The organism is Butyrivibrio sp. Su6 (assembly GCF_900108105.1).
Taxonomy (GTDB): domain Bacteria; phylum Bacillota; class Clostridia; order Lachnospirales; family Lachnospiraceae; genus Butyrivibrio.
Genome location: NZ_FNUR01000008.1, coordinates 1 through 25,444, shown reverse-complemented (window position 1 = coordinate 25,444; position 25,444 = coordinate 1). Strand labels below are relative to the sequence as shown.

Sequence of the window (25,444 nt, the reverse complement as noted above, 5' to 3'; positions counted from 1 at the left end):
TATTATACCATAGTTGTAGAATCTGTGAAAACAATGCATCACTGTTACTCGCCTTCTTCAAGGTCGTAGTATATCTTGTTCTCTGCGTTGTAGATAACCTCCGCGGAGCCGGTCTCATAGGCATCAAGCCACAGCTTGTAGGCGTTGTCCCAGGACTTGTACTTTGAATCGCCTCTGTGGTCACCCAAAACTCCCTTATCCACATAGTTCTCCTGAAGATACTCCTCAAAGAACTTAGTAACCTTGTAAGCTCCGACAATATTGGTGTGAGTTCCGTAGTCCTTGAAATCAACATCGTAGTCAAGGCCAATTTCATCCACGTACTGGTCCATATCAAGGAAGTTGTAGCCTGCTGCCGTTACAATGTCGCTGATATAATTGATCTTTTTCTGCTCATCTTCCTGCACATCGTAGGGAGTGATAACGAAGAGTGCATTGAGGTTCTTCTCTTTCAGATATGTCAAAAGATCTGTCAAATACTCTTCCTGTTCCGCAGGAATAGGCTCTCTGTCTGTAATCGCTGCGTTGTCTGTCTTGGGTGCAGGACCAACTGTGGAAAAAGGAACAAATCCCTTGTATTCATCAGGATACTCATACATAAAGGTGCGAAGCTGTGACCAAAGGGCCAAAGTCTTCCAGTTTGAGTGATACTTGAAGATATCAAAATAATAGGAAAGCCTCTCTGACGGGTCCTCAACCATGGCATTTATGGCCTTAATCCTGTTTATGGAATACTTAAGGTTATCTGTAACTTCCCTTGTGTGAGCCATGTTTCCTAGAAGGTTCTCATCCTCAGCAGTCCACATGCGCATCTCAAAAATAAAAAGGTCAGGTGTCTGAGTCTTTAACACCTCTTCTACCAGGTACTTTGTGGCAACAGGTCTCTGCATGTTGGAAGCCAGAGGATACATGGTTATTCCCATATCGCCGTAGATCATTGGATTGGAAATGCAGGGATAAACAGGGCTTGATCCGATCATAACCGCATCAATTGTGTTATTCTTTTCAGAATAAAAACCAACAAACCTGTCTTTGACATCACCATTAGTCCTGATGCAGTAGGTCACGTGCACCAGGAGCCAGGATACGATCAATATGAAAACTACTATTTTTGCTACTTGTTTCTTTGTCATAACTAAACTACATTCTCTCTATATTGAAACACTAAATATTCTCTTATATTCGCTATCTTGAATTTCTGATTATTATCTTAATAAAGCATAACGAATATGCTCTCATCAGAAATCCTTATAGATAAACTCCGCTGCGCTGTAGCCAGGGCCATACTCTGCGATCAATATCACAAAGAATAAAAATGCGATATAAATGCACCATCTAATGACAACCGGCCTGTCAGCAATGAATTCTCTTACATTACTGTAATCATTAATTCCATTTTCCATGCGATACTGCACCACAGAAACGCAGGCCAGAATAACCAGTGAAACCACAACGATTCCCCAGTCCACAATATCGATTCCAAGGTTCAAAAGGCTTCCATCCACAAATATCTGTGGGTTAAAGGTTGATACGCTCTCTCTCAGCATGCGAAGTGCGTGAGGAACGTTGTCTGCTCTAAAGAACAGGTCACCGATACAAACGAGGACAAATGTCCTTACAACACGCACGCAGTCGGCAAATCTGCCCTTCATATTGATCTTCATCTTTTCGCCAAAGAGCCAGGTGAAAAATGGAAGTGTGAGTTCACCGATCACAATGTATGCCCAGTGGAGAAGACCTGAACCGATAACATATTTCATCTCGCCGCCGTGCCACAAACCTACAGAGAACCAGAGGATAAACATAGCCACATAAGTTGTGTACTGCTTGCCCTTCTTTTTACCCAGCTTACCCTTTAAGAACTTGCCAAGATTCATGATCATCTTGCTTCTAAGGAGTGGGTAAAAGACATTTTCTCTCATCCACACCCCAAGAGTGATATGCCACCTTCTCCAGTATTCGCTGATGTTTTTTGCAAAAAACGGAGTTGTGAAGTTCTCAGGCAATATGATTCCAAAGCACTCTGAAGCGCCGATAACTATATCCATGCAGCCTGAAAAGTTAGTGTAGAGCTGAAGTGCAAAACCCACTGTTCCAAGCATGATGTAAGCACCGGGATACTCTGTGTCATTGTTGTAGATTGTGTTAACAACCACAGCCAGTCTCTCGGAAATAACCAGCTCTTTAAAAAAGCCCCAAAGCATTCTCTGGGCACCGAAGGTTATGTTTTTATAATCGAGCTTATGTCTTTCAAAAAACTGTTTTCCTGTCTCTCTTATCTGGAAAATAGGGCCTGAGATCATCACAGGGAAATACATTCCGATAAGGGCAGTTTTAAAAAAGCTCTCATCGCCCTCTGCAAGGCCGTTGTAAACTTCAATGAAATAACCAAGAAGGATGAATGTATAAAAAGAAAGTCCAAGAGGAGTCGCTATGCTTCCTCCATGAATTAGCTTGGTGTACTTAAGAAAAATCAGGATTCCAAGAAGGGCTATAAGCTCAACCCCAAGAACCATGCGCCTTTTGGAAGTATCTGATACCCTCTTCAGAATCTTCAACAGCCCCCAGGTGGCAAATGACGCAAAAAGAGGATACAGAATAAGCACCCCGTTGCCAGACAAGAGATAGTAGGCAATGCTCGCCAAAAGAAGCACCACCCACTGACCTTTTTCTTTAAACAAAAGAGGCACTGTATAATACACAGCTACTGTAATTACAAAAAACAACAAAAAATAAAACGAAGTAATTCCCATATTATCTCTCTAAGAGGTTACACTCTCAATTATTTCTATACTCAGTCTCCATCCACTGCTGGAACATGAGGATGTACCAGATCTGAATGCGGTATATTCCGCGGTCCGTGAAATCACTCCAGATCTTCTCCACCACATCAGGATTTAAAAGGCCCTGCTGCCTTATCTTATCCTTATCCAAAAGAGCTTCCGCCCAGTCTCTTATGTCTTTTTCCAAGAGCCATTTTGAGATTGGAATAGAAAATCCTTTTTTAGGTCGCTCCATCATATCACGAGGAACGTATCTATACAACACATCACGTAAAACAAGTTTACCCTGCTCATCATTGCGAAGGTACTCAATTGGCAGTGACCAGGCAAATTCTACCACGTCTTTATCAAGCATAGGCACTCTTGTTTCAAGAGAAACAGCCATAGCTGTCCTGTCCACCTTCACCAGAATATCGTCAGGGTGGTACATGCACATATCCATGAGCATAGCTTCGTGGTTGACTTCTCCAAGGAAATCCGCCGGCAAGTCAAGGCACTTATACCTTGCCTGGCCATTTTTTAATGCAATCTTTTTAATTATAGGGTCGCTCTCATGCTCCATTCTGTGAACTTCATAAGGAGACTTTGCGCCAAAATACTGAGCCTTTGCAAATTTAACTTTATCCTTAAGCTCATCTGAATTATCCGGTCCATAAATATTCATAAGAAGTGAGCTTGCAGGCTTTCTCAGGGCATAAGGTATTTTTGCTGCCTTTCCCCAGACTCTTGCCACTGAATTATATGACTTATATCCGCAAAAGAGCTCATCCCCGCCGTCACCTGAAAGTGAAACCGTCACATGGTCCCTTGTCATCTTGCTTACAAGGTATGTCGGGATCTGTGATGAATCAGCAAAAGGCTCTCCAAACATAGAAGAAAGCTTTGGAATAACTGCCTTTGCATCACTTTCATTTATGTAGAGCTCTGTGTGTTCTGTTCCAAGGTGAGATGCAATTTCTTTTGCTATAACAGCCTCGTTGTACTTCTCATCTTCCATACCGATGGTGAAAGTGCGCACCTTGCCGGGAGCTATGGACTGCATAAGAGAAACCACAGTGCTGCTGTCTATTCCCGCAGAAAGAAATGCTCCAAGAGGAACATCCGCGATCATCTGTCCCTTGATGGACTCTTTTAGGAGTCTTTCGAGCTCATCTGCCGCTTCTTTTCTGTTGCCTGTAAAAATATTGCTCTGGCCCTTTTTAGCTGCTTCTGCCATTGACCAGTAAACTTCACTCTGAGTCTCCAGGGTATCCACATTCAAAGTAAGGATCGTTCCGGGCTCCAGCTTATTTATCCCTTTATAGATGGAGTAAGGGGCCGGAATATATCCTTCCTCAAAGTACATATCCAAAACATCAGTATTTATCTCATTATCAAAGCCATCAACAACGCGAAGGCAGCCGATATCTGAAGCAAAAGCGAAGGCTCCTGCTACATTTCCGTAATATAAAGGCTTCTCTCCCACTCTGTCCCTGGCAAAAGAAATAGTGCCTTTCTCAAGGTCATAGACTGCAATCGCAAACATGCCCTTGCAGAGAGAAAGAGTTCTTTTCATGCCAAAGTGCTCAATAGCTTCCACCAAAACCTCTGTGTCAGAAGTTCCGCGAAATGGGCCGATGTCTACGCTCTTTGAGGAAGCGTCTTTAAGCAAAAGCTCTTTTACCTCAGCAGCATTGTAAATCTCACCATTATAAATAATGACGCTCTTCTCGCTATGAGATTTCATGGGTTGAGCGCCATTCTTGGAAAGGTCAACAATAGCAAGTCGCCTGTGTCCCAAGGCAACTTTTCTATCATCACTTATGTAAATTCCACCGTCATCAGGGCCTCTGTGAAGCATCCGATCATTCATCCTTCGAATGTTCTTTTCTGCATCGCCCTTAAACTGTATCAGTCCTGCAATTCCGCACATAGTATGCCTCTAGTGTCACTTAACACTGATCACTTTATTCTTGTTTTCATAGTCCTTACTTATATCCAGCTTGTAGGTCTTATTTCCATCAGCATCCTCAGAAACAAGGTCAAACCCCTGAATATCGTAGAACTCTTTTACCATCTTGTTCTTGGCTGTTGGATAATAGTAGCCATAAATTGTCTTTACGCCGCGCTCCCTGGCCTTTTCAACAAGAGCATCCATCATGGCAAACTCCATATCTCGCTTTAAAACTCTGCAGCTCATAAGCCACAGATCAATGTGGAGCTCGGCACCGGAGCGGATATTTCCAATAACAAGTGATACGATTCCGTTGTCACCGAATTTATCTTTAAGTCTCCCGTAAAGGGTTATGTTGCTGTCATCTGCGGCAGTTTTCTCTATGTCATCCTGTGTATAGCGCTTGGTTGTCAGATTGAACTGATTGCTCTTATTGGTGAGCTGCGCAATCCTAGGCATGTACATCTTCTCAAAAGGCGCAATCTCAGCCTCCATCTCAAGAGACTTAAGGTACTCGCTATAGTCAGTAAAGCTCTCTTCAAGCTCAGTTCTCTTTTTGTTGGCCATGTACATCTCGTTTCGCTTTCTGTCATCGTCAGAAACAGATGTGGCCTCGAAAAATCCTGCATGGTCAATTATCCTGATGTAGTGCTCAGGGCTGTCAATCTCCGGAACTGCTGCTCCTTTGATCTGTCCCTCAACGATAGCTCTTTCAGCAGGGTTGTCATCTACAAATACCAGTGACTCAGGCAAGATATTTAACTCTTTAGCAATGGCCTTCATATTCTCGCTCTTTGGCTCCCAGTTGGCCTTTATAGCCACAAAGTCATCAGGCTTAAGGCTTCCGTCAGGGTGGTTAAGGCCCGCGATGGCGTTCTCCTCATCGTTCTTGGAATCCACGGTCAAAAGAACTCCGATGTCCTTCTGCATCTTCACATAATTCTGAAACTCTGCGTATACCTGCCCAAGATTGGTCTCCTGGCCGATCTCGATGCCATCAACGCCGTCATCACCTACAACTCCGCCCCACAGGGTGTTGTCCAGGTCGAGCACAAGGCCCTTTTTGTTCTTGCCATAAATTGACTTGATGATATTGGCAACGTTGAAGCTAAGAGTAGGAATAGCCGGAATGCAAAGGGCATATTTGTACATGTGCCAGGCAAGCGGATCAGACCACTGATCAAGACCATAACAGCTTGAAAGGTAGTTTATATCATTGATAAAAAAGCTCTCTGCTGAGTCTGAAGCCTTTCTTGCATACTCAGCAAACTTCTCGTTAAGTCTGTTTATAAAGGAAAGACGCCCGTGAACATCGAAAAAGTCCCTGTTTCCAAGGAGTCTGTAAAACGGCGCCTCGAAATTGTTCTGAATAATAGGACAGTGATAGGTGTCAGAAAGCTTCTTCCACATGGTCTCGAAGTGCTGATAGGCCTTCTGGAGCTTTTCATCCACCACCTCAGCGCTGTCATCCATTGTAGGGAAGTCAGTGATATTGCGGTTTGAAGTATGAATGTAGATAATGTCCGGGTTAAAGTCATTTAATTCTCCCGGAAACATTGCGTCCTGCCAGTACTGGCCGTACTCAGACTCATAGAATTCAGGCTCTATTCCATAATTCAGTAAAAAGAGCTCCAAAATCCTTATTATGTCATGGGTAGTTGAGCCCCCAAGAACTGCTATTTTCTTGTGGATTCTGTCACTCCCATCAGATAAAAGAGCCTTCTTTAGGCTCTTTGACTTTTTCATTATGTAGCTGCTATCAAAGGGGTATTCTAATTCTTTCACCTTTTGCTCCTATATATTCATACACTTGTCACATGAGTGAATCAAAGTATTCTTTCCACTTCTGATTTGTAACTTCAGGGCTGCATTTTTCCTGGATCTTTACAGCTTCAGTTCCTATTTTCTCTGCAAAGTCCTTATCCGTAATAAGCTTCTCCATGGCGCTTACAAGGGCTGCCCTGTCATCCACTGGGATAAGAATTCCATTTTCTCCGTCAGTGATCAAATCCCTTGGGCCTCCGCAAGGACAATCCGTTGAAATACAAGGAAGTCCCAAAGACATGGCTTCAATAAGGGAATTTGGCATTCCCTCCTGCTTGGATGCAAGGATAAACATTGTCGCCTTTTCAATGTGCTCAGCAACGTGCTGCACACTTCCCTTAAACTCAACGTTTTTGTCGATTCCAAGCTTAACTGCCATATTCTGAAGCTTTATCCTGTCAGGGCCATCGCCGTAGAACACAAGGCTGTAGTCCTTATGGCCTTTTTCAAGGATTTCCTTAAAGGCTTCCAGAACCATTGACTGATTCTTATTGGCATCAAGCCTTGCCACCATTACAATTTTCTTTTCCCTCTCGCCAATGTAGCGCTTTCTGATAAATGAAGGATTGATGGCGTTTGGAAGTATGGTGCATTTCTTTTGTATATAGCCTGGGAACTTCTCTTTTGCTCCCTGTGACTGAACTACAACACCTGCTGCCTTTCCAAAGAGAGCAAGCATTGAAGATTTCATGGAAAGAGATGCATATTCCCTGTCAGGGTCTGAACGCACAGAAACTACTACCGGGATTTTCTCGCCGCCAGCAGTCGAAAGTGCCATAATATTGTTTTTTCCGATAAAGCTAAGGATCAGGTCCGGATGAAGATTCTTCCAGATGTCCAGGAGCTTTTTATGTCTCATGCGAAGATTGTAAGCTCTGCCCTTTTGTTCAGACTTTAAAAGAGCTGAAAAGACACGTTCTATACCGTCTTTTTCACCGCCATGAGGATCAACCCAGGCAGGATTCTCATCAAGGTCCGCAACAAGCTCAGCCCCCGGAGCTCCCGCGGGAACTCTTTTCCATGCTGCGTGCTTAACCTCATACTCATTGTCGGCAAGGTATGTAGTAACAAAGGTCACTCTGTAGCCCTGCTCGAAAAAGAAATCTGCAAGGTTCGTCATGACCCTCTCTGCTCCACCCTTCTGAAGGGAGCCTATATACATCGCTATATGCTTTTTACTGTTGTTTCCTTGTTCCAAGGGATTATATTCCTCTCAAAATCTATTTAAAGGATTACATTTCCATTACTAACGTTAAGATTAACACCGTTTATATAATTGCTGTCCTCTGATAACAAAAATGCTATCGTAGGCACAACATCATCTACAGTTGCGTTCCTTTTTTCAGAACTGCCATCAGCTGCCATTTCTACCAGTCGTGAGTCGATCTCACTCAGAAGCTTAGTCTCAACCATTGAAGGGGAGACTGCATTTATATTTATCTTATTGCCCGCATTATCTGCAGCAAGCTGTCTTATAACACCATAAAGCATTGACTTTACCATGGTGTATTCAAGCATTGACTTTGCAGGCTGACCATTTACTACTGAAGAAAGAACCGCCACGACCTTGTTATGGTCTTTTCGCTTTACCATCGCAGGCAAAAAAGCTTTAAGGATCTCAACGAATGAATACACCTGTATCATGGCATTCTTCTGAAGCCTCTCAAGGTCAAAATCCTTTAGCCTTGTATATAAAAGCTTAGAGGCTGGAAAATGAACTATGTGAGTTGGTATTTTTTCCTCATCCTTAAGCTTTTGGATCATTGCATTTATATCAGAGGTAGAAGTGAAGTCTGCCTTTATCAGCTCCATTCTGTTTCCGTTTGACAGCTCTATTTTCTCAAGTTCTGTCTTAGCAGAGTTGTAATGAAGGCAAAAAAGAGAATCTGTATAATCACTGTTAAGTTTTTTTACCAGACCTACGCCTAGATCTGAAGATGCTCCAAGTATAAGAAATGTCTTGTTGCTGTTCATTCAAGAAACCCCGCTAAAATTTTGGCTTTTCCAACTTTCTTGCCATCCTGATTTACAATCTGTGCTGAAATCTCTATTGTTTTTGTGGCTTCGTGCTTTACTTTTACAAATCCCGAAACCACTAATGTGTCACCAATATAAACAGGTGATCTGAAAGAAGACTCTACGCTGTTAAGAATACAGTATTTTCCCGGAAGATAAACTCCTGCAAGAGTTGAATAAAATGAAGCTGTGAGCATTCCATAGACTACTCTGTCATTAAATCCCTCTGCTTTTGCAAAAGAACTGTCCATATGAAGAGGATTGTTATCTCCGCAGATCTCATAGAATTTCTCCATTTTATCCGCTGTAACAGTAGAAGAAAACTCTGCTTTAGTGTAATTGTCCTTACTTTCCTCTTTCGATACTATATCTTCGAATCTGTATTCGTTCATAAACTCCAGCCTTTATCAAAGTTTGCTGATGATAAGATCAGCCATTTCGCCTACATTCTTTAGAGAAACAATCTCTCCCATAGAGAACTTAACTCCAAATTCAGTCTCCATGGCATTTATAAGATTGATATGCTCAAGTGAATCCCAATCATCAATGTCGTCTGCTGTTGTCTCGTCTGTTACTGTGATATCGTCATCTTCAAAAACGTCTCTGAAAACTTCGTTCATTTTCTCGAAAACTTCTTCTCTTGTCATAATTAACCTCTTTCTATTATATCTGCTTTTTTCCTCATCCTATGTAGTAGCTATACCACTGCTGGAAAATAAAGAATGACCAGGAAATCTTGCTAAAGTTTGCTCCTGTGGCAGGGCCTGCGTCTCCGTTCACAATGTAGTTATTGATAAATTTGGAAACATATGCGCTGTCGAAAATTCCCTGTTTTTCCAAAAATGAAGTGGAGCTAAAGTCCATGAGCTGGTCCTTTAACGGACCTCTGAGCCACTGGTCCATAGGAACGCCAAAGCCAGTCTTGGGGCGATTAAGCAGCTCTTTTGGTATATAGTCATAAGCGATATCCTTAAGGATATGCTTCTTGTCACCGTCCATGTACTTGAACTTCTGAGGAATCCTGAAGGAGTACTCCATTACCTCTGTGTCCATGATAGGGCATCTGTTCTCAAGTGAATACTTCATGGACGCTCTGTCCATCTTCACCAGAATATCATCAGGAAGATAAGTATCCATATCAAGTAGCATTCGTCTTATCTGGAAGTCTTTTACCCCATAGGATGACTCAAATGGGAAAAGAACCGGCTGCTGCCCCTTTACGTCTCTATCAAGGCTCTCAACGCCGCTTATAAAGGCATGTGCAGACTTTACATAGCTTCCTGAGACAAGCTGAGTCTTGGTCTCAGGGTTTCTATTTGCAGCAACAACCTTAACCCTGAAGGGCATCTTATCTATAAGTTTGCCGCTTCCAAGAGGAATCTGGCCAAGAGCATTGACAATAGCTCCCGGAATCTCCAGTTGCTGAGCCTGTCTTACATTATCATAAATATTATAACCGCAGAAAAACTCATCTCCGCCGTCACCTGAAAGAGCAACAGTCACATCTTTTTTGGCAAGCTTACTTACCAGCATTGACGGGATCTGTGAGTTATCCGCAAATGGTTCATCGTAGTACTGAGGAATGCTGCTTACAAGGTCAAACATCTCTTTTTCAGAGATGTAGAGCTCTGTGTGATCGCAGCCAAGGTGCTTTGCAACCTCTTTTGCATACTCAGCCTCGTTGTAGCTTGGCACGTCAAAGCCGATACAGAAGGTCTTCACCGGCTTGTCAGAAAACTCCTGAGCCATGGCTGTTACAAGGGATGAATCATATCCGCCTGAAAGGAAAGTTCCAAGAGGAACATCCGCGATCATTCTGTCGGCAACTGCCTTTTTAAGTCTCTCTTTAAGGCCCTCTTTTGCCTCTTCGTAGCTCTCTATTTTATCCTGGGATTTCTCCGCGTAAACCTTCTTAATATCCCAGTATTTCCACTTTGTCACTTGGCCTTTGTGGAACTTCAACACTCCACCGGCTTCCAGCTTATAGACATTCTCAAAAATAGTGTCAGGAGCCAGAATATACTGCTGATAAAGATACCTTGAAATAACATCTCTTCTGACTTCAGGCTTAAATCCAGGGCACTTCATGATAGGCTTAAGCTCTGAGCCAAACACAAGGTTCTCACCGTCCATCCAGTAAAAGAGAGGTTTTTTACCGATCCTGTCTCTTACAAGATAAACGTCTGAGGTCTCTCTGTCATAAATGGCGATGGCAAACATACCATGAATGTGGTCAACCATATCTATGCCCCATTTAAGGTAGGCAGCGATGATAACCTCTGTGTCGCAGTGTGACTTGTATGGATAGTATGACAGCTCTTCTTTTAACTCAAGAAAATTGTAGATCTCGCCATTAAAAACAATTGTTATTCTACCGTTGACCGAATGCATGGGCTGATGTCCAAGAGGCGACAGATCAAGGATTGCAAGTCTTCTCTGGGCAAGGCCGACTGAATATCCGTCCTTGTCCTCGTAAATTGCAACGCCGCTGTCATCCGGACCTCTGTGGATCATTGTGTCATTCATGATCCTCAGCTCATCTTCACTTATTCTGTTTTTGGAAATATATCCGCAAATTCCGCACATTCTCTATGTTGTTTCCTTAACGTAATGTGTTATCTATATTGATCCATATCATCTACCAGCATCAAACCGGCATTTTTTCAAAATTATCTCTAAGTGGTCCGAAGTCCTTACACTCATTGTCAATTGAATCAAGAAGTTCTACATACTTCTCGTTGATGAGAGCCCTGTAATTCTCAAGGTTATCATACCCCTTCTTGGTCCAGGCAAATGGATGTGTCAGGATCTGGATCTTCTGATGTTTTCCAATTGTCTCAGCATCAGGGTAGCCATATCTCCAGATGTGGTTTGCATCTGACATGTACTTTACTTCAAGCTTTGACTCAGGAGTAGCCTTAGGGTCAAAAGAAAAGAAGTTGTCCTGGTAAGCATTGATAATGCCAGGAATCTTGATGTTCTCTGCAAGTACATCAGGTGATGGTCTGTGTATTGAGAAAGAGTTGATCTCAAAACCAAGCATGTTGCTGAGCATATCGATTTCCTGTCTGATACGCTCTCTAATGAGCTTCATATCAGTCATTCCGTTTAAAGCAAAGTGGAGACCTATTGTCTGTCCTCTCTCATGCATATCTGTGAGGATATCCCTGTTCTTTCTTGAAAGGATGTTGTAGGAATTGTTGGTCCACTGGAAAAAGAATGTAGACCTGAAGTCCATACTCTCCTCAACCTTTGACAGTGCATAAGCTCTTTCTACTGAATACTCAACATCGTGTCTCATGATGATCCATGAGTCTCTCTCAAGAGCTTCCTCATATGTAGCGTAAAGACCTGTCTCTTTTATTGCTCTAAGTATTTCTCTGTAATCTTCAAATGAAAACATTTTTGCTCCTTATCATTATCTCTTTGATCTGGCGATCACTTCGTCAAGATAATCTCTCCACTGAACAAATACTGCGTCAGCGTTTGCTATTTCCTCTATCTTTGCAGCTTCTTTTCCAAGGCGCTCAGCAAGCTCTCTGTCCTCGATGAGCCTGCAGATGCCTTCTGCCATCTTGTCCTCATCTTTTATGGGAACTAAAAGTCCGTTCTTGCCATCTGTCATAACAGTCCTTGGTCCGCCGCATGGGCAGTCTGTAGCAACAATAGGCATTCCCATTGCCATAGCTTCCAAAAGAGAGTTTGGCATACCTTCCCAGTCTGAGGAGAAGGCATAAACTGCGCCCTTTGGAATTTCTTTTTCCAGTTCATCGCTGCCGCCCATAAGAAGAATGTAGTCCTCCGCATGGTTATCAACAATTATCTTATCCAGAATCTCTTTTGTTCCATCAAAAGAATCAGGTCCATAAATCTTAAGTACGTAATCCGGGTGTTTCTCGTGAACCTTAATAAAGGCTCTGCAAAGCATGGGCTGATTTTTAAAGTCCACAAGCCTTGCGTGGTGAACAACGGCCTTTTCTCTCTCTGCAGGCGCTGTAAGCCCGAAATACTTAGGATTAACAGGATTTAATATGATCCTTGAATTGTCCTGAAGGTATGGTTTAAAGAACTCCTTCTGGCCTGTAGTCTGGAACACACATCCTGCAGCCTTTGGGAAGAGCCACTTAATCTGAACCTTATCAGAAAGTGCATCGTAGTGTCCAACTGGGTCTGTTCTTATGGATATAACTACCGGAACATCGCTGTTTCCTGCTGCCATAAGGGCTCTGTAATTAGCTCTCTGAGCAAAGGCAATAAGCACATCTGGATGATATTTTTTAACGAACTCTTTTAAGTATTTAATTCGTAAAAAGAACTTTGTTATACGGTTTTTCTTTTCATCGCCCTCACGAAGTCCAACGTGAACGCGGGTAACTCTCTCATCGAGAGCGAATTCATTTTCGTCCACCCATTCAGTCGCAACGTAAACCTTGTAGCCCTCCTTGGCAAACTGATTGGCAAGGTTGGAAACTACTCTCTCTGCGCCTCCCTGAACGAGGCAGTTTAAATGAAATGCAATTGTCTTCATATTACTTAAGTACCATTCCTGTGGATAATTCCACTTTACTATCAAATCTATCTATTCTCATGGAGCCGTCAACAGTTCTTACTATTGGCTTTCCATCGAACATATCAACAATCTCTCCCGGAGCAAAGGCTGAGAAATCGATCATCTCATCAAAAGGATGTGCCTCCCATACAGTAACCTTGTGGTCATCATCCTCTGTATCTGCATAACAAAATGCCCCTGGGAAAGGAGCTGCAACTCCGCGGATAAGGTTATATATGTTTCTGGTCCTCTCATGGAAATCAATCTTTCCATCTGCCGCTGTACGCTTATTGTACCATGAATCAAAATCCTTAGAATCCGTGCGGATCTCAATGGTACCTTTTTCCATGTAGGTCTTAACGAGCTTTCTGATGAGGTTCTTGGAGCAGATCATGTTTTTGTACTGAGCTGTTCTGATGTCATCGTGCTCATTTATCTGGAACATCTCTGTAGCAAAAACGTTAGGTGAGTCTGCATGCTCATCATATCTAAAGAGATTTAGGTTAAATCTTGTATCTCCAAGGATCATTGACCAGTTAAGAGGGCTTCTGCCTCTTCCAAAAGGAAGGTATCCGCAGTTGCCATGGAATCCATAGATTCCGGCTTTAAATACATCAAGGACTTCCTTGGGGATAAGTCTTTGCCATCCCATAACGATGCCAAGATCAAAGGTATTTTCAGAAATGAATTTTTTTGTCTTGTCGTCGTTTAAGAAGTAGCTGTCTGCTTCAAAAACTGGGATTCCGTATTTATCTGTTAAGAAGCTAAGGCCCTTAAATCCTGAAACTTGGTTTTTCTCAGTGACCTTCGGCGCTATGGTTATAACGAGGTCAACGGGGCAAAGCTCTTTCTGTATAAAATCTATGATGTTCTCTGACGTATCCTTTACGCCAAAAACCACAACTTTGTAATGCATTTGTTTGTGGCTCCTTTCGTGAGTTTTAGCACAACTTGGGGATATATGGGCACTCTCAGTGTTTTTTACTCATACAGCCTAAGTATATCATGGATGCTGTCACGGTATTTCTCAGGAGTGTAGTTAAGTGCTCGCTCAAAAGCTCGTTCTGAATACTGCTTCATAAGCTCTTCATCGTCTAATAGGTCGCAGATCTTATCAGCTAGTATTCGTTCCCTATCAGTAATAGTCTCTGGGTTCATATCCACATTTTCACCCATATCAGGTACTAGTATACCATATTTGCCGTTTATAGGCTCTTTTATGCTGTCACCGCTTGGGATGTCAGTTATAAGCTGGTTGTACTGGGCATCATCAAGGAGTATCTCGCGGGGACCGGTCTTGCAGTCAGCGGAGATAAGGGGCTTTTTGAGGGCCATAGCTTCAAGGACTGCATTAGGAAAGCCTTCGTGGTTTGAACTGCATACGTAAATGTCAGACTTTGATACGTAGGCGAAGGGGTTCTTTCTGTTTCCCGGAAGGAATATCTTATCAGAAAGGCCGAGCCTTTCTGCCATCTCTTTGTAGGGATCCCAGTTGCCGGCGCCGAGAACCATAAGGCGTGCCTCGGGATGTTTTTTCTCAACAAGTGAAAAAGCCTTTACAAGATGCCAGATTCCCTTGATATAGTCGTTTCTGCCCATGCAGGCAATGACTTTAGTGTCTTTATCAAATGGGAAGTCATCTACTTCTTCGCCGCCTTTTTTCTGAATATCTTCAGTATCAAGGGGATTATAGATGTAGGTGCTTCTGTCGTAGTTAAAGTCTCTTTTGAGCTGTCTTACGATTTCCTTTGAACAGGACAGAACCTGATCAGATCTTTTGCAAAAGAGATTAACCTGGCCCTGGTTCTCCATATCGGTCTGACAGCGAAGTCCCGTAAGAACTTTTTCTTTTCCCCTTGAAAGGACATTTACATAGTTGGAGGAACTGCCAAAGCTGTAGGAAATATCTATATTAAGGTCTTTCTTTATCTTTTTAACTTTTTGAACGCGCTTAAGCACGTTTATAACTTTATTGATCTTGCCTTTTTTGGCGGGAACATCAATGTCGATCACATCAAGGCCTGTAACGTCAAAATTAATATCTTTTGAACTGAAGATGAGGATGTGAACGTTATAAAAATCCTGCATGAGTCTTGCAGTTGTGACGCACACTCTCTCAAATCCGCCCTGGTGGAGCATTGGAACCATGAGTAAGAGGTTCTTTTTGGTATTATCCTGCATTAAAAATGTCCTCTCTCGTAAAAGTAAGTCATCATCTTGGCCTGGTTCTTTACATCGAAGCCCGCGTGACGAAGCTTACTCAAAATATAATCTGAAGATTTATCTCTGTCTCCGATTGAAAATTCATTTACAGTGTTGCGCTTTGTCTTTTTCTCAGATGGAGCATTGAGCTTCTCAAAGCCTGTGCCCTTATCAAGGGCGTCAAGGTCAGGCATATCATCGGACTCAAACACGCTCTCTCTGCGCTCGCCTGCTATGGCTGTAAGGGTCTGGTTGAGCTTGATCTCCTCCATGAGTGGGTCGCTCTGAGAGTTTTCTCTAAGGAGCAGGTCATCGAGGATCTTCCTCGCCCAATCCCTTGGCTCTGAATTAATACTCATCATGGAAACAAGCTCAGTAACGTTAACTTCAGGTGTTACCGCATCAGACACAAGGCACTGAAGTCCTGCTGCCTGGGCCTCGATAACGCTTCCCGGAAGCCCCTCATATCTGGATGGGAAGCAGAAATAGTCCATTGCCTGATAGTACTCGCTGGCATTGCTCTTGTTCCCGGCAAATATGCATCTGTCGCAGATGTGGAGCTTCTCTGCCTTACTCTTCATCTCATCCATGAGGGGGCCTTTTCCCAGCATAAGAAGTCTTATTCTCATGCCATGGAGCATGCTATACTGGTTATTTTCATCATTGTCCAGGAACCTGCAGAGCTGGGCAAAAACCTCCAATAAAAACTCGTGGTTCTTGGCATATCTAAAACTTCCTACATGACCTATTACAAGGGCATTGGAAACGTTCAGCTCATCTCTTATCTTTTCCCTAAGCTGTTCGTTGTAGGCAAAGCGCTTAAGGTCTATGGCATTAGGTATTATACGAACATTTCCGGCATCCACCATATCCTGGCCAAAAACTGAAACTCCGGCTTCTTTGGAACAGGCAAAGCTGTAATCAGCCACACCCTCTTTATGGAGAGGCTTTCTGAGTACTCTGGTGGCAAGGCCCTTTACTCCCTGGTCTACTCCGGCGCTTCTTGCATGAGCTATGCAAATGGGAACCCCGGCCTTTTTAGCTATTGGAAGGTAGATTGCTGCAGTACTTGTCATATGTCCCTGCACAACCTTCCATTCATTGGGATGTTCTTTAAAGAACTGCTTTATGGCCTTTTTATATTCCACAAGGTTTGTCCCAACAAATTTAGGAAGACAGAAAATTCTGCCTCCCAGCTTTTTTACGCTAGAATCAAAATAGTCCGGCTCGCGAACTGCCATGAGTTCATCGGAAGTCGGACTCTTTTTACCTGTTTTTTCTGGAGAATAGTGTACAAGAAAATCAAACTGGATCTTGTCTCTATCCATGTTGCGATACAAATCAATAATACGGCATTCTGCGCCGCCTACTCCAAGTCCCCCAAGAACATGAAGCACCCTTATCTGTCCATATCCTTCTTCCATATCGTATCTCCCAGCTTTTTACAGTTAAATGATCAAAAATCACATCATAGAACTTTTTAAGCGAACAGCTAAATATTTGCCCTTCGCCAGTGCATATTCATATAAATTTCCAACAAAACTCCGACCTCTTACATTATACTTTGAAAACTCGGAATAGGAAACAACCTCTGCTTTATCAAAAAGCTTTTCAAATCTTTCAAAATCTTTTTCATCCATTACATTGGGATGATATACAAAAGTCGTGATGCCATCCTTAGTGGAAGCAACGCTCTTAGACTTCTGAAGAGATATGGGATAAAAAGTAAGCCCGCTTCTTCTGTATGGTCTGTCACCAAAGCCATCGGTAATGGTGGTAAAACCACTTTCCTTAAGTGCCTTTAAAGTGACGCGGTCATAAGAATGGGATGGCGCCATGAAAATATCTGTATGTATTCCATGGCTTTCAAATATCTTTTTACCGTTCTGAATTTTTTCAAGCTGAGTCTCGTAATCATATCCTGCAAACTCAGACTTTTTGTTAAGGGGAAATAATCCTCCGTTAACAGTGGTATATAAATGATTGCATCCGTGCATGGAAACAATCCAGCCTTCATCCTGAAGCTTTTTAATGTACTCCCAGAAACCTTTTGGAGCATCTGATATTTTTAACTTGCTGTCCTTATTATCAGGAATGACTCCAATAAGTGGCTTAATCCCGTGTTTATCCAGGATTGCCTTGAATCTATTAAAATTTCTCCAATCGATTTCCGGAGCAATATCGTCAATTCGGATTGTTATCTTCATAAAATACCTTAATCTTATAAATTCTCTCTATACCAATCAATAGCGAGCTTGATTCCCGCCTGGAAATCATAGGAAGGGTCGTAACCAAGGTTCTTTCTTGCCTTTGAAATATCCGCATTGGAATCTCTGATATCACCGGCACGTGGTGGTCCAAATATTGGCTCTACATCCATGCCAAGTGCTTCTGTAAGGTGGTGATAAACATCGATAAGGAACTCTCTTCCGCCTGCACCGATGTTGTAAGCTTCACCTGCTGCCTCTGAAGAAGCAAGGCAAGCTCTGAGGTTACCTTCAATAACGTTATCTACATATGTAAAGTCACGGGACTGTTTACCGTCGCCGTTGATTGTTGGTGTCTCACCGTTCATGAGCTGACGAAGGAACTTAGGAATAACAGCTGCGTAAGCTCCGTTAGGATCCTGTCTTCTTCCAAATACATTGAAATAACGAAGGCCATATGTATCAAGACCGTAAAGCTTTTTGTAAAGCTTACCGTACTCTTCATCAGTCTTCTTTGTAAGAGCATAAGGAGAAAGAACGTTTCCTTCCTGCCCTTCTTTCTTAGGAAGAGTAGTGGAATCACCGTAAACTGATGAGCTTGAAGCATAGACGAACTTCTTAACTCCGTTCTGTCTTGAAGCTTCCATCATGTTAAGGGTTCCTCTGATGTTGATTTCCTCATACAAAAGAGGCATCTCAATACTTCTTGGAACTGATCCCCAGGCAGCCTCATTGAGAACGTAATCTACGCCCTTTGTAGCCTCCATACATGCATCAAGGTCTCTGATATCCTTCTCGATGAATGTAAACTTAGGATTACTCATAAAAGGCTGGATATTTTCAATATGGCCAGTTGAAAGGTTATCCATACACCTAACTGTATAGCCCATGTTTAAAAGCGCTTCGCAAATATTTGATCCGATGAATCCAGCTCCGCCGGTAACAAGGAACACTGAATTCTCCGGAAATTTTAACTCTTTATAACTCATAATTTACTCCTCTTATCACAGGCGCCAGTAATCGAATTCAGGAGCCTTATAATCGTTCATGTCGTAGATGCCCTTGAGGTCCATAAATACCTTTGTGGCATGGGCAGGATTGAAGAACTTAGCGATATCTGCTGGCTTGTAGTTCTCGAATTCCTTGTGAGCTACAGCTACGATAACAGCATCCATGTCTTTTACTGCATCAAGAGTATCAAACTCAATTCCATAAAGTCTCTTAGCTTCATCTGAATCAGCTTCAGGGTCAACAACTACTGGTGTGATGCCGTACTCTAAAAGCTCATTGTAAATGTCGATTACCTTTGTATTTCTTGTATCAGGGCAATTCTCCTTGAATGTGAAGCCAAGGATCGCAACCTTTGCATTCTTAACAGCGATGTCGTTAGCGATAAGTCTCTTTACAGCTGACTCTGCAATGTACTTGCCCATATCATCGTTGATACGTCTTCCTGAAAGGATGATCTGTGAGTGGTAACCAAGTTCCTCAGCCTTGTATGTAAGGTAGTAAGGGTCAACACCGATACAGTGACCACCTACAAGACCTGGTCTGAAGTTAAGGAAGTTCCACTTTGTACCTGCTGCCTCAAGTACGCTCTTTGTATCGATATCCATCTTGTGGAAGATCATTGAAAGCTCGTTCATGAAAGCGATGTTGATATCACGCTGTGAGTTCTCGATAACCTTTGCAGCCTCAGCAACCTTGATTGACTGAGCCTTATATACGCCTGCAAGTGCAACGAGGCTGTATACGTTAGCAATCTCCTCAAGTGTCTCCTCGTCCATACCTGAAACGATCTTTGTAATAGTATCAAGTCTGTGAATCTTATCACCAGGGTTGATACGCTCAGGTGAATAACCAACCTTGAAATCAACTCCGCACTTAAGTCCTGACTCTTTTTCAAGAATAGGAACACAGATGTCCTCTGTTACTCCGGGATATACAGTTGACTCATAAACTACGATTGAACCCTTTGTAAGGTACTTACCAAGTGTACGGCTGGCTCCCTCTACAGGTGAAAGGTCAGGTGTATGATCGTCGTTTACAGGTGTTGGAACTGCAACAACGTGGAATTTACACTCCTTAAGTTTCTCAGGATCTGCTGTAAATTCTACAGAAGTCTCTTTAATAGCTGCATCGCCAACTTCTCTTGTTGGGTCGATTCCCTTTTTATAAAGATCAACCTTAGCAGCGTTGAAGTCGTAACCTACTACCTTGATCTTTTTGGCGTAGGCAACCGCTATAGGCATTCCTACATATCCAAGTCCTACAAGTGATAACTTTTCTTCTCCGGAAAGGAGCTTTTCATATAAGCTCATCGTGTATCCTCCACACTAAAAAATATTTCAATTTAAATTTAATTCCAATAACATACATAGGTATTATACTACGGCTGTCAAATATGGCAAAACGTCCCGTCTCAAGCGGTAATCTCATCTATGTACGTTTTTATGATCTTTTTTCTGTCAAAATTATTTTCAACCCAGGCGCGGCCATTGCGGCCCATTTCTTTTCTGCTCTCCATATCAAGCTGCATGAATTTATCAAGGGCAGTAAAAAGAGCTTCCTTATTCCTGGGCTCAGCAAGGAACCCTGATCTGTCCTTGTCCACGATCTCTTTGCAGCCGCTTATGTCAGAAGCAATAACAGGTCTTCCTGTTGCTGCGGCTTCCATAAGGACGTTGCTCATTCCCTCGTGGTAAGAAGGGTGAACTACGGCATCAGCTTCTTTAATATAAGGGTGAATGTTCTTCTGATAAGGGATCATCTTAAGGATTCCGGCTTTCTCAGCCTCTTTTACCCTGCTCTCAAAATCATCCTCGCAGTAGCCGATTGCTGAAAACGACACCTTGTCGCCGTATTTCTCATGTAGCTTATCTGCCGCATAAAGATACTCTTCCGAGCCCTTTTCCTTCATGATCCTTCCAATATAAAGAAATCGCGTAACATCATCGCTGTGGCCGGGATATTCCTCAAACTTGTGTTTATCAAGATTAACGCCGGAGCCATTTACAGTCACATGTTTTTTGGCATGTATGCCACAGTCTTCAAATATCTGCCTGTTGTTCTGATTCTGGAAAAAGAGGCATTTGCAGCCCTTTAGGGAAGTCTTGTACATGGCGATTATCATTTTCAAAAGAACTCCGCCCCGCTCAAATGTACTTCCAAGTCCTGTGATAGTTGAAAAATATGGGATCCTTGCAAGCCTGCAGGCAAAACCACCGTATATATTAGGCTTTATTGTATAGGTCAAAACGACGTCCGGGCGCTCACTTTTTAAAAGCTTTCTATAAGCGCCAAAAAGAGCCAAGTCCTGTACAGGATTGACTCCGCGTCTGTTTATGTCAGTATGAACCACCCTGCAGCCCTCTGCAGTCAGCTCTTTTACCTTAAGATCATCAGGAAGGCTTATGACTACCTCATATCCCTTATCCATAAGTCCAAGGATGAGTTCGTTTCTGAAATCATAGAGCCCGCTTGATGAGTTTGCTAGTATTAACGCCTTTGGCATAATGTCACCTTTATGATTTATTTTGCTAATTTGTCCTCAGGAAGGATGCAGAGCTCGTTATACTTCATCATGTAAACGCCTTCCTGGTAATCACCAATGTTGACCGGATTCTCTATACCTTTTAAGTTGTTGATGATGCATCTTGGGAAGTTTACTCCGCAGGCATAGGCATGTGGGTATCCGCCGCCAAAACGAGGATTAACTTCTGAAAGGTACCATACATCTGTGGCATTGTCATAGAATAGATCGATATCGATCATTCCTCTGTATCCCACAGTCTCCACAAATGAAACTATCTGCTTAAAGAGCCTCTCATCTTTTACCGAAACAGATTTATCTGTCTCTCCGGCTCTCATCTTTATCTTTTCCTTGAGGAAAATGTCTGTGCACTTGCCGGAAATAAGGTCAATGTACACATCAGCGCCGTACTCCTGGCCTCTCATGTATTCCTGAATGATAAGGTCATCGAAATCGTGGAAAAGAGCTACAAGCATCTCCTTAGATTCCACAGCATTTATATTTATTGATGCGCTGCCGTTTCTGGGCTTTACAAAAACCGGGAAGTCAACTTCTCCTGCAGCCCTTGCTGTTTCAAAATCCTCTATTGAAAGGTAGCACTTGGCTGTTGGGATTCCCAGCTTAATAAGCATCTCGTACATGCGGTACTTATCAAGGCTTGTCTCGCAGAGCTCGTATGATGAAACGATAGGTGTGACTCCAGCTTCTGTGAATCTTTCTGCATTCTCTGCCAAAAGAGAAAGCTCAGGATCGATAAGACTGAATACACCATTTATGTTATTTCTTTTGCATACTCCAAGGATCTCATCGATATAGAAAGGGTCCTTGATCTTAGGAACGATTATAGCTTCGTCTGCATCATATATGGCAGGGCCAATGTTTGAGCAGTCTGTGGCAAAAACTTTGCCGTTATGAGCAAGCTCTTTTTTGAAAGCCTGCACTACTTTATTTCTGGTTCCTGCACTTAATATCAAAATATTAGTAGCCATATGCACCTCTTTTATTTTGAAAAATTTTTTATTTTAATTTACCTGTCTTTTCCAAGCGCTCTTTTCTTATCTGAGCAAAATTGCCTTCAACCTTGTTTGTATCTTCTGCCACCTGATCCGTGTGGCCAAAAACTGTCTTAAAGGTAAGTCCGATGACTTTAAGATCCATGAGGAAATTCAGGTTCTCCACATACTGGGCATCGATTTCAAATCTTGTGTCCCAGTCAACAGTGTTTCGTCCACTTACCTGGGCAAGTCCTGTAAGACCGGGCCTTACTGTGTGCCTTAATTTCTCACGTTCCGTATAATATGGCAGATACTCAACAAGTAGAGGCCTTGGTCCGATAAAGCTCATATCGCCCTTTAGGATGTTAAAGAACTCCGGAAGCTCGTCAAGACTGGATTTTCTGAGGAAATTGCCAAACTTTGTAAGTCTGTCCTTGTCAGGAAGGAGCTTTCCCTCAGCATCTCTTTTATCTGTCATGGTCCTGAACTTATAAAGGTTAAAAATCTTCTCATCCTTACCGGGGCGGGCCTGCTTAAACAGAATAGGGCTTCCAAGCTTAACCCTTACAAGGATTGCAAGGATAAGGTAAAGCCAGCAAAAAATTATTATAACCAGTAAAGATATTATTATATCCACTATTCTTTTAATATATCGTGCGTAAAAAGAATTCTTCATCATTCTCTATTCACAGATCAATATGCAACTTTACATACTCTTCAAAACGCGGTAGCAACAAGGAAATGTACCCATATTGAGCTGTATTTATTATTCCCTTTCTTTTTAACCTGTCTCTATATACAGAAAACTGCGAAGTAGTCATTCCTACTGATTCACGTAGTTTACTAACATTTGTTTCACCACTGATCGCCATTGCGCTGACAACTTTTCTGTCCATTTCAGACATTTCAGACCATATTTTATCATAAACGTACTCATCCAGATACTGGTCATATTCAGGCAGTATATCTTCTATTTTTCTTTCTCTATTATTCCAATATATATATCCCAAAACCTGAAATGCAAAAGAATAGCCCTTTGTCAGCTTGGCCATATATTCTGCCTGCTCATTATCTATTTCAAAAACTTTTTTATAATGAGACACGATTGCTGTATAATTTAGCGGCTCCAAGATAACCTTAGGAGCTCTATATAAAAATGTCAAAGATTTTTCGTTTTGAAGGTTATATAAATTCTCATATAATCCCGTCATTATTAAATAAACCTGGAAATTACGCCTGAGATATATCTGAAAAGCTGCAGCAAATACCTTTAAATTGGCATTATTCGTAACTTCATCCACTGTTATCAGTACCCTTTTTCCAGCCTTGGTTATATATTCAAGCATTCTGTTAACAGCAACTTCTGTATCAGTGATGGGGGCTGCATTTTCAACTGAAACGCCCAGTCCTAATGCTGAAAAATCCAGCTTTGCTTTAATAAAAAGAGCATGTAATTCCGGAACAGCGTAGAGAGTGGCAGCAAGACCTTCAAGCATATCTCTCTCCGGGCTTATCTCGACCACGATCCAATCTTTTTCATTCCTAAGCCTCTCTGAAATATCTGTCATCAGGACAGTTTTCCCTGATCCCCTTATACCAGTAAGCATAAAAACATGATTAGAAGGATTATCGTCGGTAAACATCTCAACTATTTGATTTGTCTGCGTTATTCTGGAAATATATTGAGTAGGTAGAGTTCCAAAGGAAATAGAAAATGGATTCCGCATCTTTACTCCTTTTATATCTTTTTATATCTATGAATCTGTTTTATATTCTTTTATATCTTTTTATATCTTGCAGTTACTTTTATATCCTTTTATATCTATAATATTATGCTTAACCAGACTATTATGTCAATTAAATAAAACATGAAATGATATTTCAGCTCATTAATACATATTTCACTGTAGATAAACGGGAGGATTCCTGCACAACCAAACAGGTTGGCAGGAATCCTTTTTATTTGTATATGCGTAAGTAGCTGGCTCCGTACGCCACCATTGACTGACCCTAAGGAAAACGCCCTGGTCTGCGAGCCGACGGTGAGGATGATGGGAACAGTAATTAGATTCGTGCACCGTCGGATTCAGCATTATAACGTTTTTCCTCAGAACCCGTCAATGGCAAGCACCTTCGGTGTGGCTGGGTATAAGGGCCTCTGGCTCCAATTCCGAGAACAGTAAGGGAGGCTACTTTCAAGGCTCCATGGACGCAGTTCTCGAATGCTGCATACAAAGCGTTAAAGAGTTGCTTTGACATATAGCTTGCTTTAAATAGCTCGGCCACCCGCAATAAAATGTGATTTGGGCATATTTCCTGTTTTCCAAGATTACCACATCCCTCACCAATATTTTTGACTTGCGATTTTGGATATATACGGCATTTTTGAAGTTTACACATCCTTTTATAGATGATTAATTGTCTCGAATCACTCATCCAATGGATGTGTAAATCTATTTTTTCTCGTATATGCCCATTTTCACTTCCAGAAAATTCTGCCGATAGATGTCGTAACTTAAAAAGTATAGCTATATACCCATTTCACTGTGACAACCTGGAGATAGGAGAAGATCATATCATTCCGTCCGTATAACAGTCCATATTTAATGGAGAGAGTGCTTTTGGGCATATAGCGCTTTGTAAGGCTTCCAGCCACCTATGATTTTGACTATTTTGGGCATATAGCAACTTTTTGCAAGGCCAGCCACCCCTCACGAAGTTAAAATGGGCATATAGGCCGATTTCAAGATTCGAGCCACCCGTTAAAAAGGTGGCTGTGGACGGATAATTACCGTATATGCCCAATCGCCTGCGATAAAAGCCATGGTGAGGGGTGGCTGCAAGCCTGAAATCAGGCTATATACCCAAAACCGGTTTATTACGGGTGGCCAAGGTGTTGAAAACGAGCTATATGCCCAAAGACATGCATTCGGCTCTCTTAACTTCTACCTATAGGGGTGGACACATGCAAACTTCCTTTAGCCTCACTTTCGTATGCAACATGCTGCATACGAAAACTGTCGCGCCTGCGTTTCCTTGAAAGTAGCCGCCCCTACTGTTCCAATGTCATTTAGTTAAGGTATTCAAGTGCATTTAATACATAACGGATGGCATAAAAACTCCGTTTTAGAAAACTTCATATCTTGTTTGCAAAACAAATGGCACGCCAAGAAAGCAGGATTGCTCCTGCTTCTTCCGTGCCATTTATTCTTGGAGAAATTTATGCTCTATAACTTAGTGGAACTACACGTTTGGTATGCTTTTTTCTTGGATATGTGCGGCCTTCTCGGATTGGCGTGACGTTACCTATCAACAACAGTTCCACTGTATCACTAGACATTCTGTTATGCAGGAAATCCCTGCAAGTAATCACAGCATCAGAAATAGAGACTTTGTATTCCAA

Annotated in this window: 21 protein-coding genes and 1 pseudogene; all 22 read right to left on the bottom strand. The window is 42.2% G+C overall.

Annotated features, from left to right (window positions below):
- Nucleotides 1-44 precede the first annotated feature (44 nt).
- Complete coding sequence (locus C4S54_RS09745; RefSeq protein WP_103869362.1) at nt 45-1,133, bottom strand: hypothetical protein; 1,089 nt, start codon at nt 1,131-1,133, stop codon at nt 45-47.
- Nucleotides 1,134-1,238: 105 nt separating this feature from the next.
- Nucleotides 1,239-2,753 (bottom strand): MBOAT family O-acyltransferase, encoded by a 1,515-nt coding sequence (locus C4S54_RS09740; RefSeq protein WP_103869361.1) that lies wholly within the window; start codon nt 2,751-2,753, stop codon nt 1,239-1,241.
- 25 nt (nt 2,754-2,778) lie between these two features.
- Complete coding sequence (asnB, locus tag C4S54_RS09735; protein ID WP_103869360.1) at nt 2,779-4,695, bottom strand: asparagine synthase (glutamine-hydrolyzing); 1,917 nt, start codon at nt 4,693-4,695, stop codon at nt 2,779-2,781.
- A gap of 15 nt (nt 4,696-4,710) precedes the next feature.
- Complete coding sequence (locus tag C4S54_RS09730) at nt 4,711-6,501, bottom strand: HAD-IIIC family phosphatase (RefSeq protein WP_103869359.1); 1,791 nt, start codon at nt 6,499-6,501, stop codon at nt 4,711-4,713.
- Between the two features lie 28 nt (nt 6,502-6,529).
- The gene (locus C4S54_RS09725) at nt 6,530-7,738 is read right to left on the bottom strand and encodes a glycosyltransferase (protein WP_103869358.1); all 1,209 of its coding nucleotides are present in this window, start codon (nt 7,736-7,738) and stop codon (nt 6,530-6,532) included.
- A 26-nt stretch (nt 7,739-7,764) separates the two neighbouring features.
- Nucleotides 7,765-8,514 (bottom strand): SDR family oxidoreductase, encoded by a 750-nt coding sequence (locus tag C4S54_RS09720; protein ID WP_103869357.1) that lies wholly within the window; start codon nt 8,512-8,514, stop codon nt 7,765-7,767.
- Nucleotides 8,511-8,948 carry a MaoC family dehydratase gene (locus C4S54_RS09715; protein WP_074882728.1) on the bottom strand — a complete coding sequence of 146 codons (438 nt, stop codon included), beginning with the start codon at nt 8,946-8,948 and terminating at the stop codon, nt 8,511-8,513. Before C4S54_RS09715 ends, C4S54_RS09720 begins: the two co-directional genes overlap by 4 nt.
- 15 nt (nt 8,949-8,963) lie before the next feature.
- A complete protein-coding gene (locus C4S54_RS09710) occupies nt 8,964-9,203 on the bottom strand; it encodes an acyl carrier protein (protein WP_074882726.1) in 240 nt (79 codons plus the stop codon).
- Between the two features lie 34 nt (nt 9,204-9,237).
- Entirely contained in the window at nt 9,238-11,142 is a 1,905-nt protein-coding gene (gene asnB / locus C4S54_RS09705) for an asparagine synthase (glutamine-hydrolyzing) (protein ID WP_103869356.1), read from the bottom strand.
- 61 nt (nt 11,143-11,203) lie between these two features.
- Nucleotides 11,204-11,959, bottom strand: a complete 756-nt coding sequence (locus tag C4S54_RS09700) for a hypothetical protein (RefSeq protein WP_103869355.1) — start codon at nt 11,957-11,959, stop codon at nt 11,204-11,206.
- A 15-nt stretch (nt 11,960-11,974) separates the two neighbouring features.
- Nucleotides 11,975-13,129 carry a glycosyltransferase gene (locus C4S54_RS09695; protein WP_242973774.1) on the bottom strand — a complete coding sequence of 385 codons (1,155 nt, stop codon included), beginning with the start codon at nt 13,127-13,129 and terminating at the stop codon, nt 11,975-11,977.
- The gene (locus C4S54_RS09690) at nt 13,086-14,021 is read right to left on the bottom strand and encodes a methionyl-tRNA formyltransferase (protein ID WP_103869353.1); all 936 of its coding nucleotides are present in this window, start codon (nt 14,019-14,021) and stop codon (nt 13,086-13,088) included. The genes C4S54_RS09695 and C4S54_RS09690 overlap by 44 nt, the downstream gene beginning before the upstream one ends.
- A gap of 65 nt (nt 14,022-14,086) precedes the next feature.
- Nucleotides 14,087-15,286, bottom strand: coding sequence for a glycosyltransferase (locus C4S54_RS09685; RefSeq protein WP_103869352.1), 1,200 nt, complete (start codon nt 15,284-15,286; stop codon nt 14,087-14,089).
- Complete coding sequence (locus tag C4S54_RS09680) at nt 15,286-16,731, bottom strand: glycosyltransferase (RefSeq protein WP_103869351.1); 1,446 nt, start codon at nt 16,729-16,731, stop codon at nt 15,286-15,288. The genes C4S54_RS09685 and C4S54_RS09680 overlap by 1 nt, the downstream gene beginning before the upstream one ends.
- A 39-nt stretch (nt 16,732-16,770) precedes the next feature.
- Nucleotides 16,771-17,514, bottom strand: a complete 744-nt coding sequence (locus C4S54_RS09675; protein WP_103869350.1) for a DUF2334 domain-containing protein — start codon at nt 17,512-17,514, stop codon at nt 16,771-16,773.
- Between the two features lie 14 nt (nt 17,515-17,528).
- A complete protein-coding gene (locus C4S54_RS09670) occupies nt 17,529-18,503 on the bottom strand; it encodes an SDR family oxidoreductase (protein WP_103869349.1) in 975 nt (324 codons plus the stop codon).
- 15 nt (nt 18,504-18,518) lie between these two features.
- Nucleotides 18,519-19,835, bottom strand: a complete 1,317-nt coding sequence (locus C4S54_RS09665) for a nucleotide sugar dehydrogenase (RefSeq protein ID WP_103869348.1) — start codon at nt 19,833-19,835, stop codon at nt 18,519-18,521.
- A gap of 101 nt (nt 19,836-19,936) precedes the next feature.
- The gene (locus tag C4S54_RS09660) at nt 19,937-21,028 is read right to left on the bottom strand and encodes a glycosyltransferase family 4 protein (protein WP_103869347.1); all 1,092 of its coding nucleotides are present in this window, start codon (nt 21,026-21,028) and stop codon (nt 19,937-19,939) included.
- Nucleotides 21,029-21,045: 17 nt separating this feature from the next.
- Nucleotides 21,046-22,035, bottom strand: a complete 990-nt coding sequence (locus tag C4S54_RS09655) for an ATP-grasp domain-containing protein (protein WP_103869346.1) — start codon at nt 22,033-22,035, stop codon at nt 21,046-21,048.
- Nucleotides 22,036-22,063: 28 nt separating this feature from the next.
- Nucleotides 22,064-22,717: a sugar transferase gene (locus tag C4S54_RS09650; protein WP_200821063.1), complete on the bottom strand. Its 654-nt coding sequence runs from the start codon at nt 22,715-22,717 to the stop codon at nt 22,064-22,066.
- A gap of 10 nt (nt 22,718-22,727) precedes the next feature.
- The gene (locus C4S54_RS09645) at nt 22,728-23,768 is read right to left on the bottom strand and encodes an ATP-binding protein (protein WP_103869344.1); all 1,041 of its coding nucleotides are present in this window, start codon (nt 23,766-23,768) and stop codon (nt 22,728-22,730) included.
- A 1,493-nt stretch (nt 23,769-25,261) separates the two neighbouring features.
- Nucleotides 25,262-25,444: pseudogene (locus C4S54_RS16160) on the bottom strand (IS4 family transposase); the annotation flags it as partial.

Coding starts and splice junctions, on each gene's coding strand:
- C4S54_RS09745 (WP_103869362.1), bottom strand. CDS start 1,133: ATGACAAAGAAACAAGTAGCAAAAATAGTAGTTTTCATATTGATCGTA.
- C4S54_RS09740 (WP_103869361.1), bottom strand. CDS start 2,753: ATGGGAATTACTTCGTTTTATTTTTTGTTGTTTTTTGTAATTACAGTA.
- asnB (WP_103869360.1), bottom strand. CDS start 4,695: ATGTGCGGAATTGCAGGACTGATACAGTTTAAGGGCGATGCAGAAAAG.
- C4S54_RS09720 (WP_103869357.1), bottom strand. CDS start 8,514: ATGAACAGCAACAAGACATTTCTTATACTTGGAGCATCTTCAGATCTA.
- C4S54_RS09715 (WP_074882728.1), bottom strand. CDS start 8,948: ATGAACGAATACAGATTCGAAGATATAGTATCGAAAGAGGAAAGTAAG.
- C4S54_RS09710 (WP_074882726.1), bottom strand. CDS start 9,203: ATGACAAGAGAAGAAGTTTTCGAGAAAATGAACGAAGTTTTCAGAGAC.
- asnB (WP_103869356.1), bottom strand. CDS start 11,142: ATGTGCGGAATTTGCGGATATATTTCCAAAAACAGAATAAGTGAAGAT.
- C4S54_RS09700 (WP_103869355.1), bottom strand. CDS start 11,959: ATGTTTTCATTTGAAGATTACAGAGAAATACTTAGAGCAATAAAAGAG.
- C4S54_RS09690 (WP_103869353.1), bottom strand. CDS start 14,021: ATGCATTACAAAGTTGTGGTTTTTGGCGTAAAGGATACGTCAGAGAAC.
- C4S54_RS09685 (WP_103869352.1), bottom strand. CDS start 15,286: ATGCAGGATAATACCAAAAAGAACCTCTTACTCATGGTTCCAATGCTC.
- C4S54_RS09680 (WP_103869351.1), bottom strand. CDS start 16,731: ATGGAAGAAGGATATGGACAGATAAGGGTGCTTCATGTTCTTGGGGGA.
- C4S54_RS09675 (WP_103869350.1), bottom strand. CDS start 17,514: ATGAAGATAACAATCCGAATTGACGATATTGCTCCGGAAATCGATTGG.
- C4S54_RS09670 (WP_103869349.1), bottom strand. CDS start 18,503: ATGAGTTATAAAGAGTTAAAATTTCCGGAGAATTCAGTGTTCCTTGTT.
- C4S54_RS09665 (WP_103869348.1), bottom strand. CDS start 19,835: ATGAGCTTATATGAAAAGCTCCTTTCCGGAGAAGAAAAGTTATCACTT.
- C4S54_RS09660 (WP_103869347.1), bottom strand. CDS start 21,028: ATGCCAAAGGCGTTAATACTAGCAAACTCATCAAGCGGGCTCTATGAT.
- C4S54_RS09655 (WP_103869346.1), bottom strand. CDS start 22,035: ATGGCTACTAATATTTTGATATTAAGTGCAGGAACCAGAAATAAAGTA.
- C4S54_RS09650 (WP_200821063.1), bottom strand. CDS start 22,717: ATGAAGAATTCTTTTTACGCACGATATATTAAAAGAATAGTGGATATA.
- C4S54_RS09645 (WP_103869344.1), bottom strand. CDS start 23,768: ATGCGGAATCCATTTTCTATTTCCTTTGGAACTCTACCTACTCAATAT.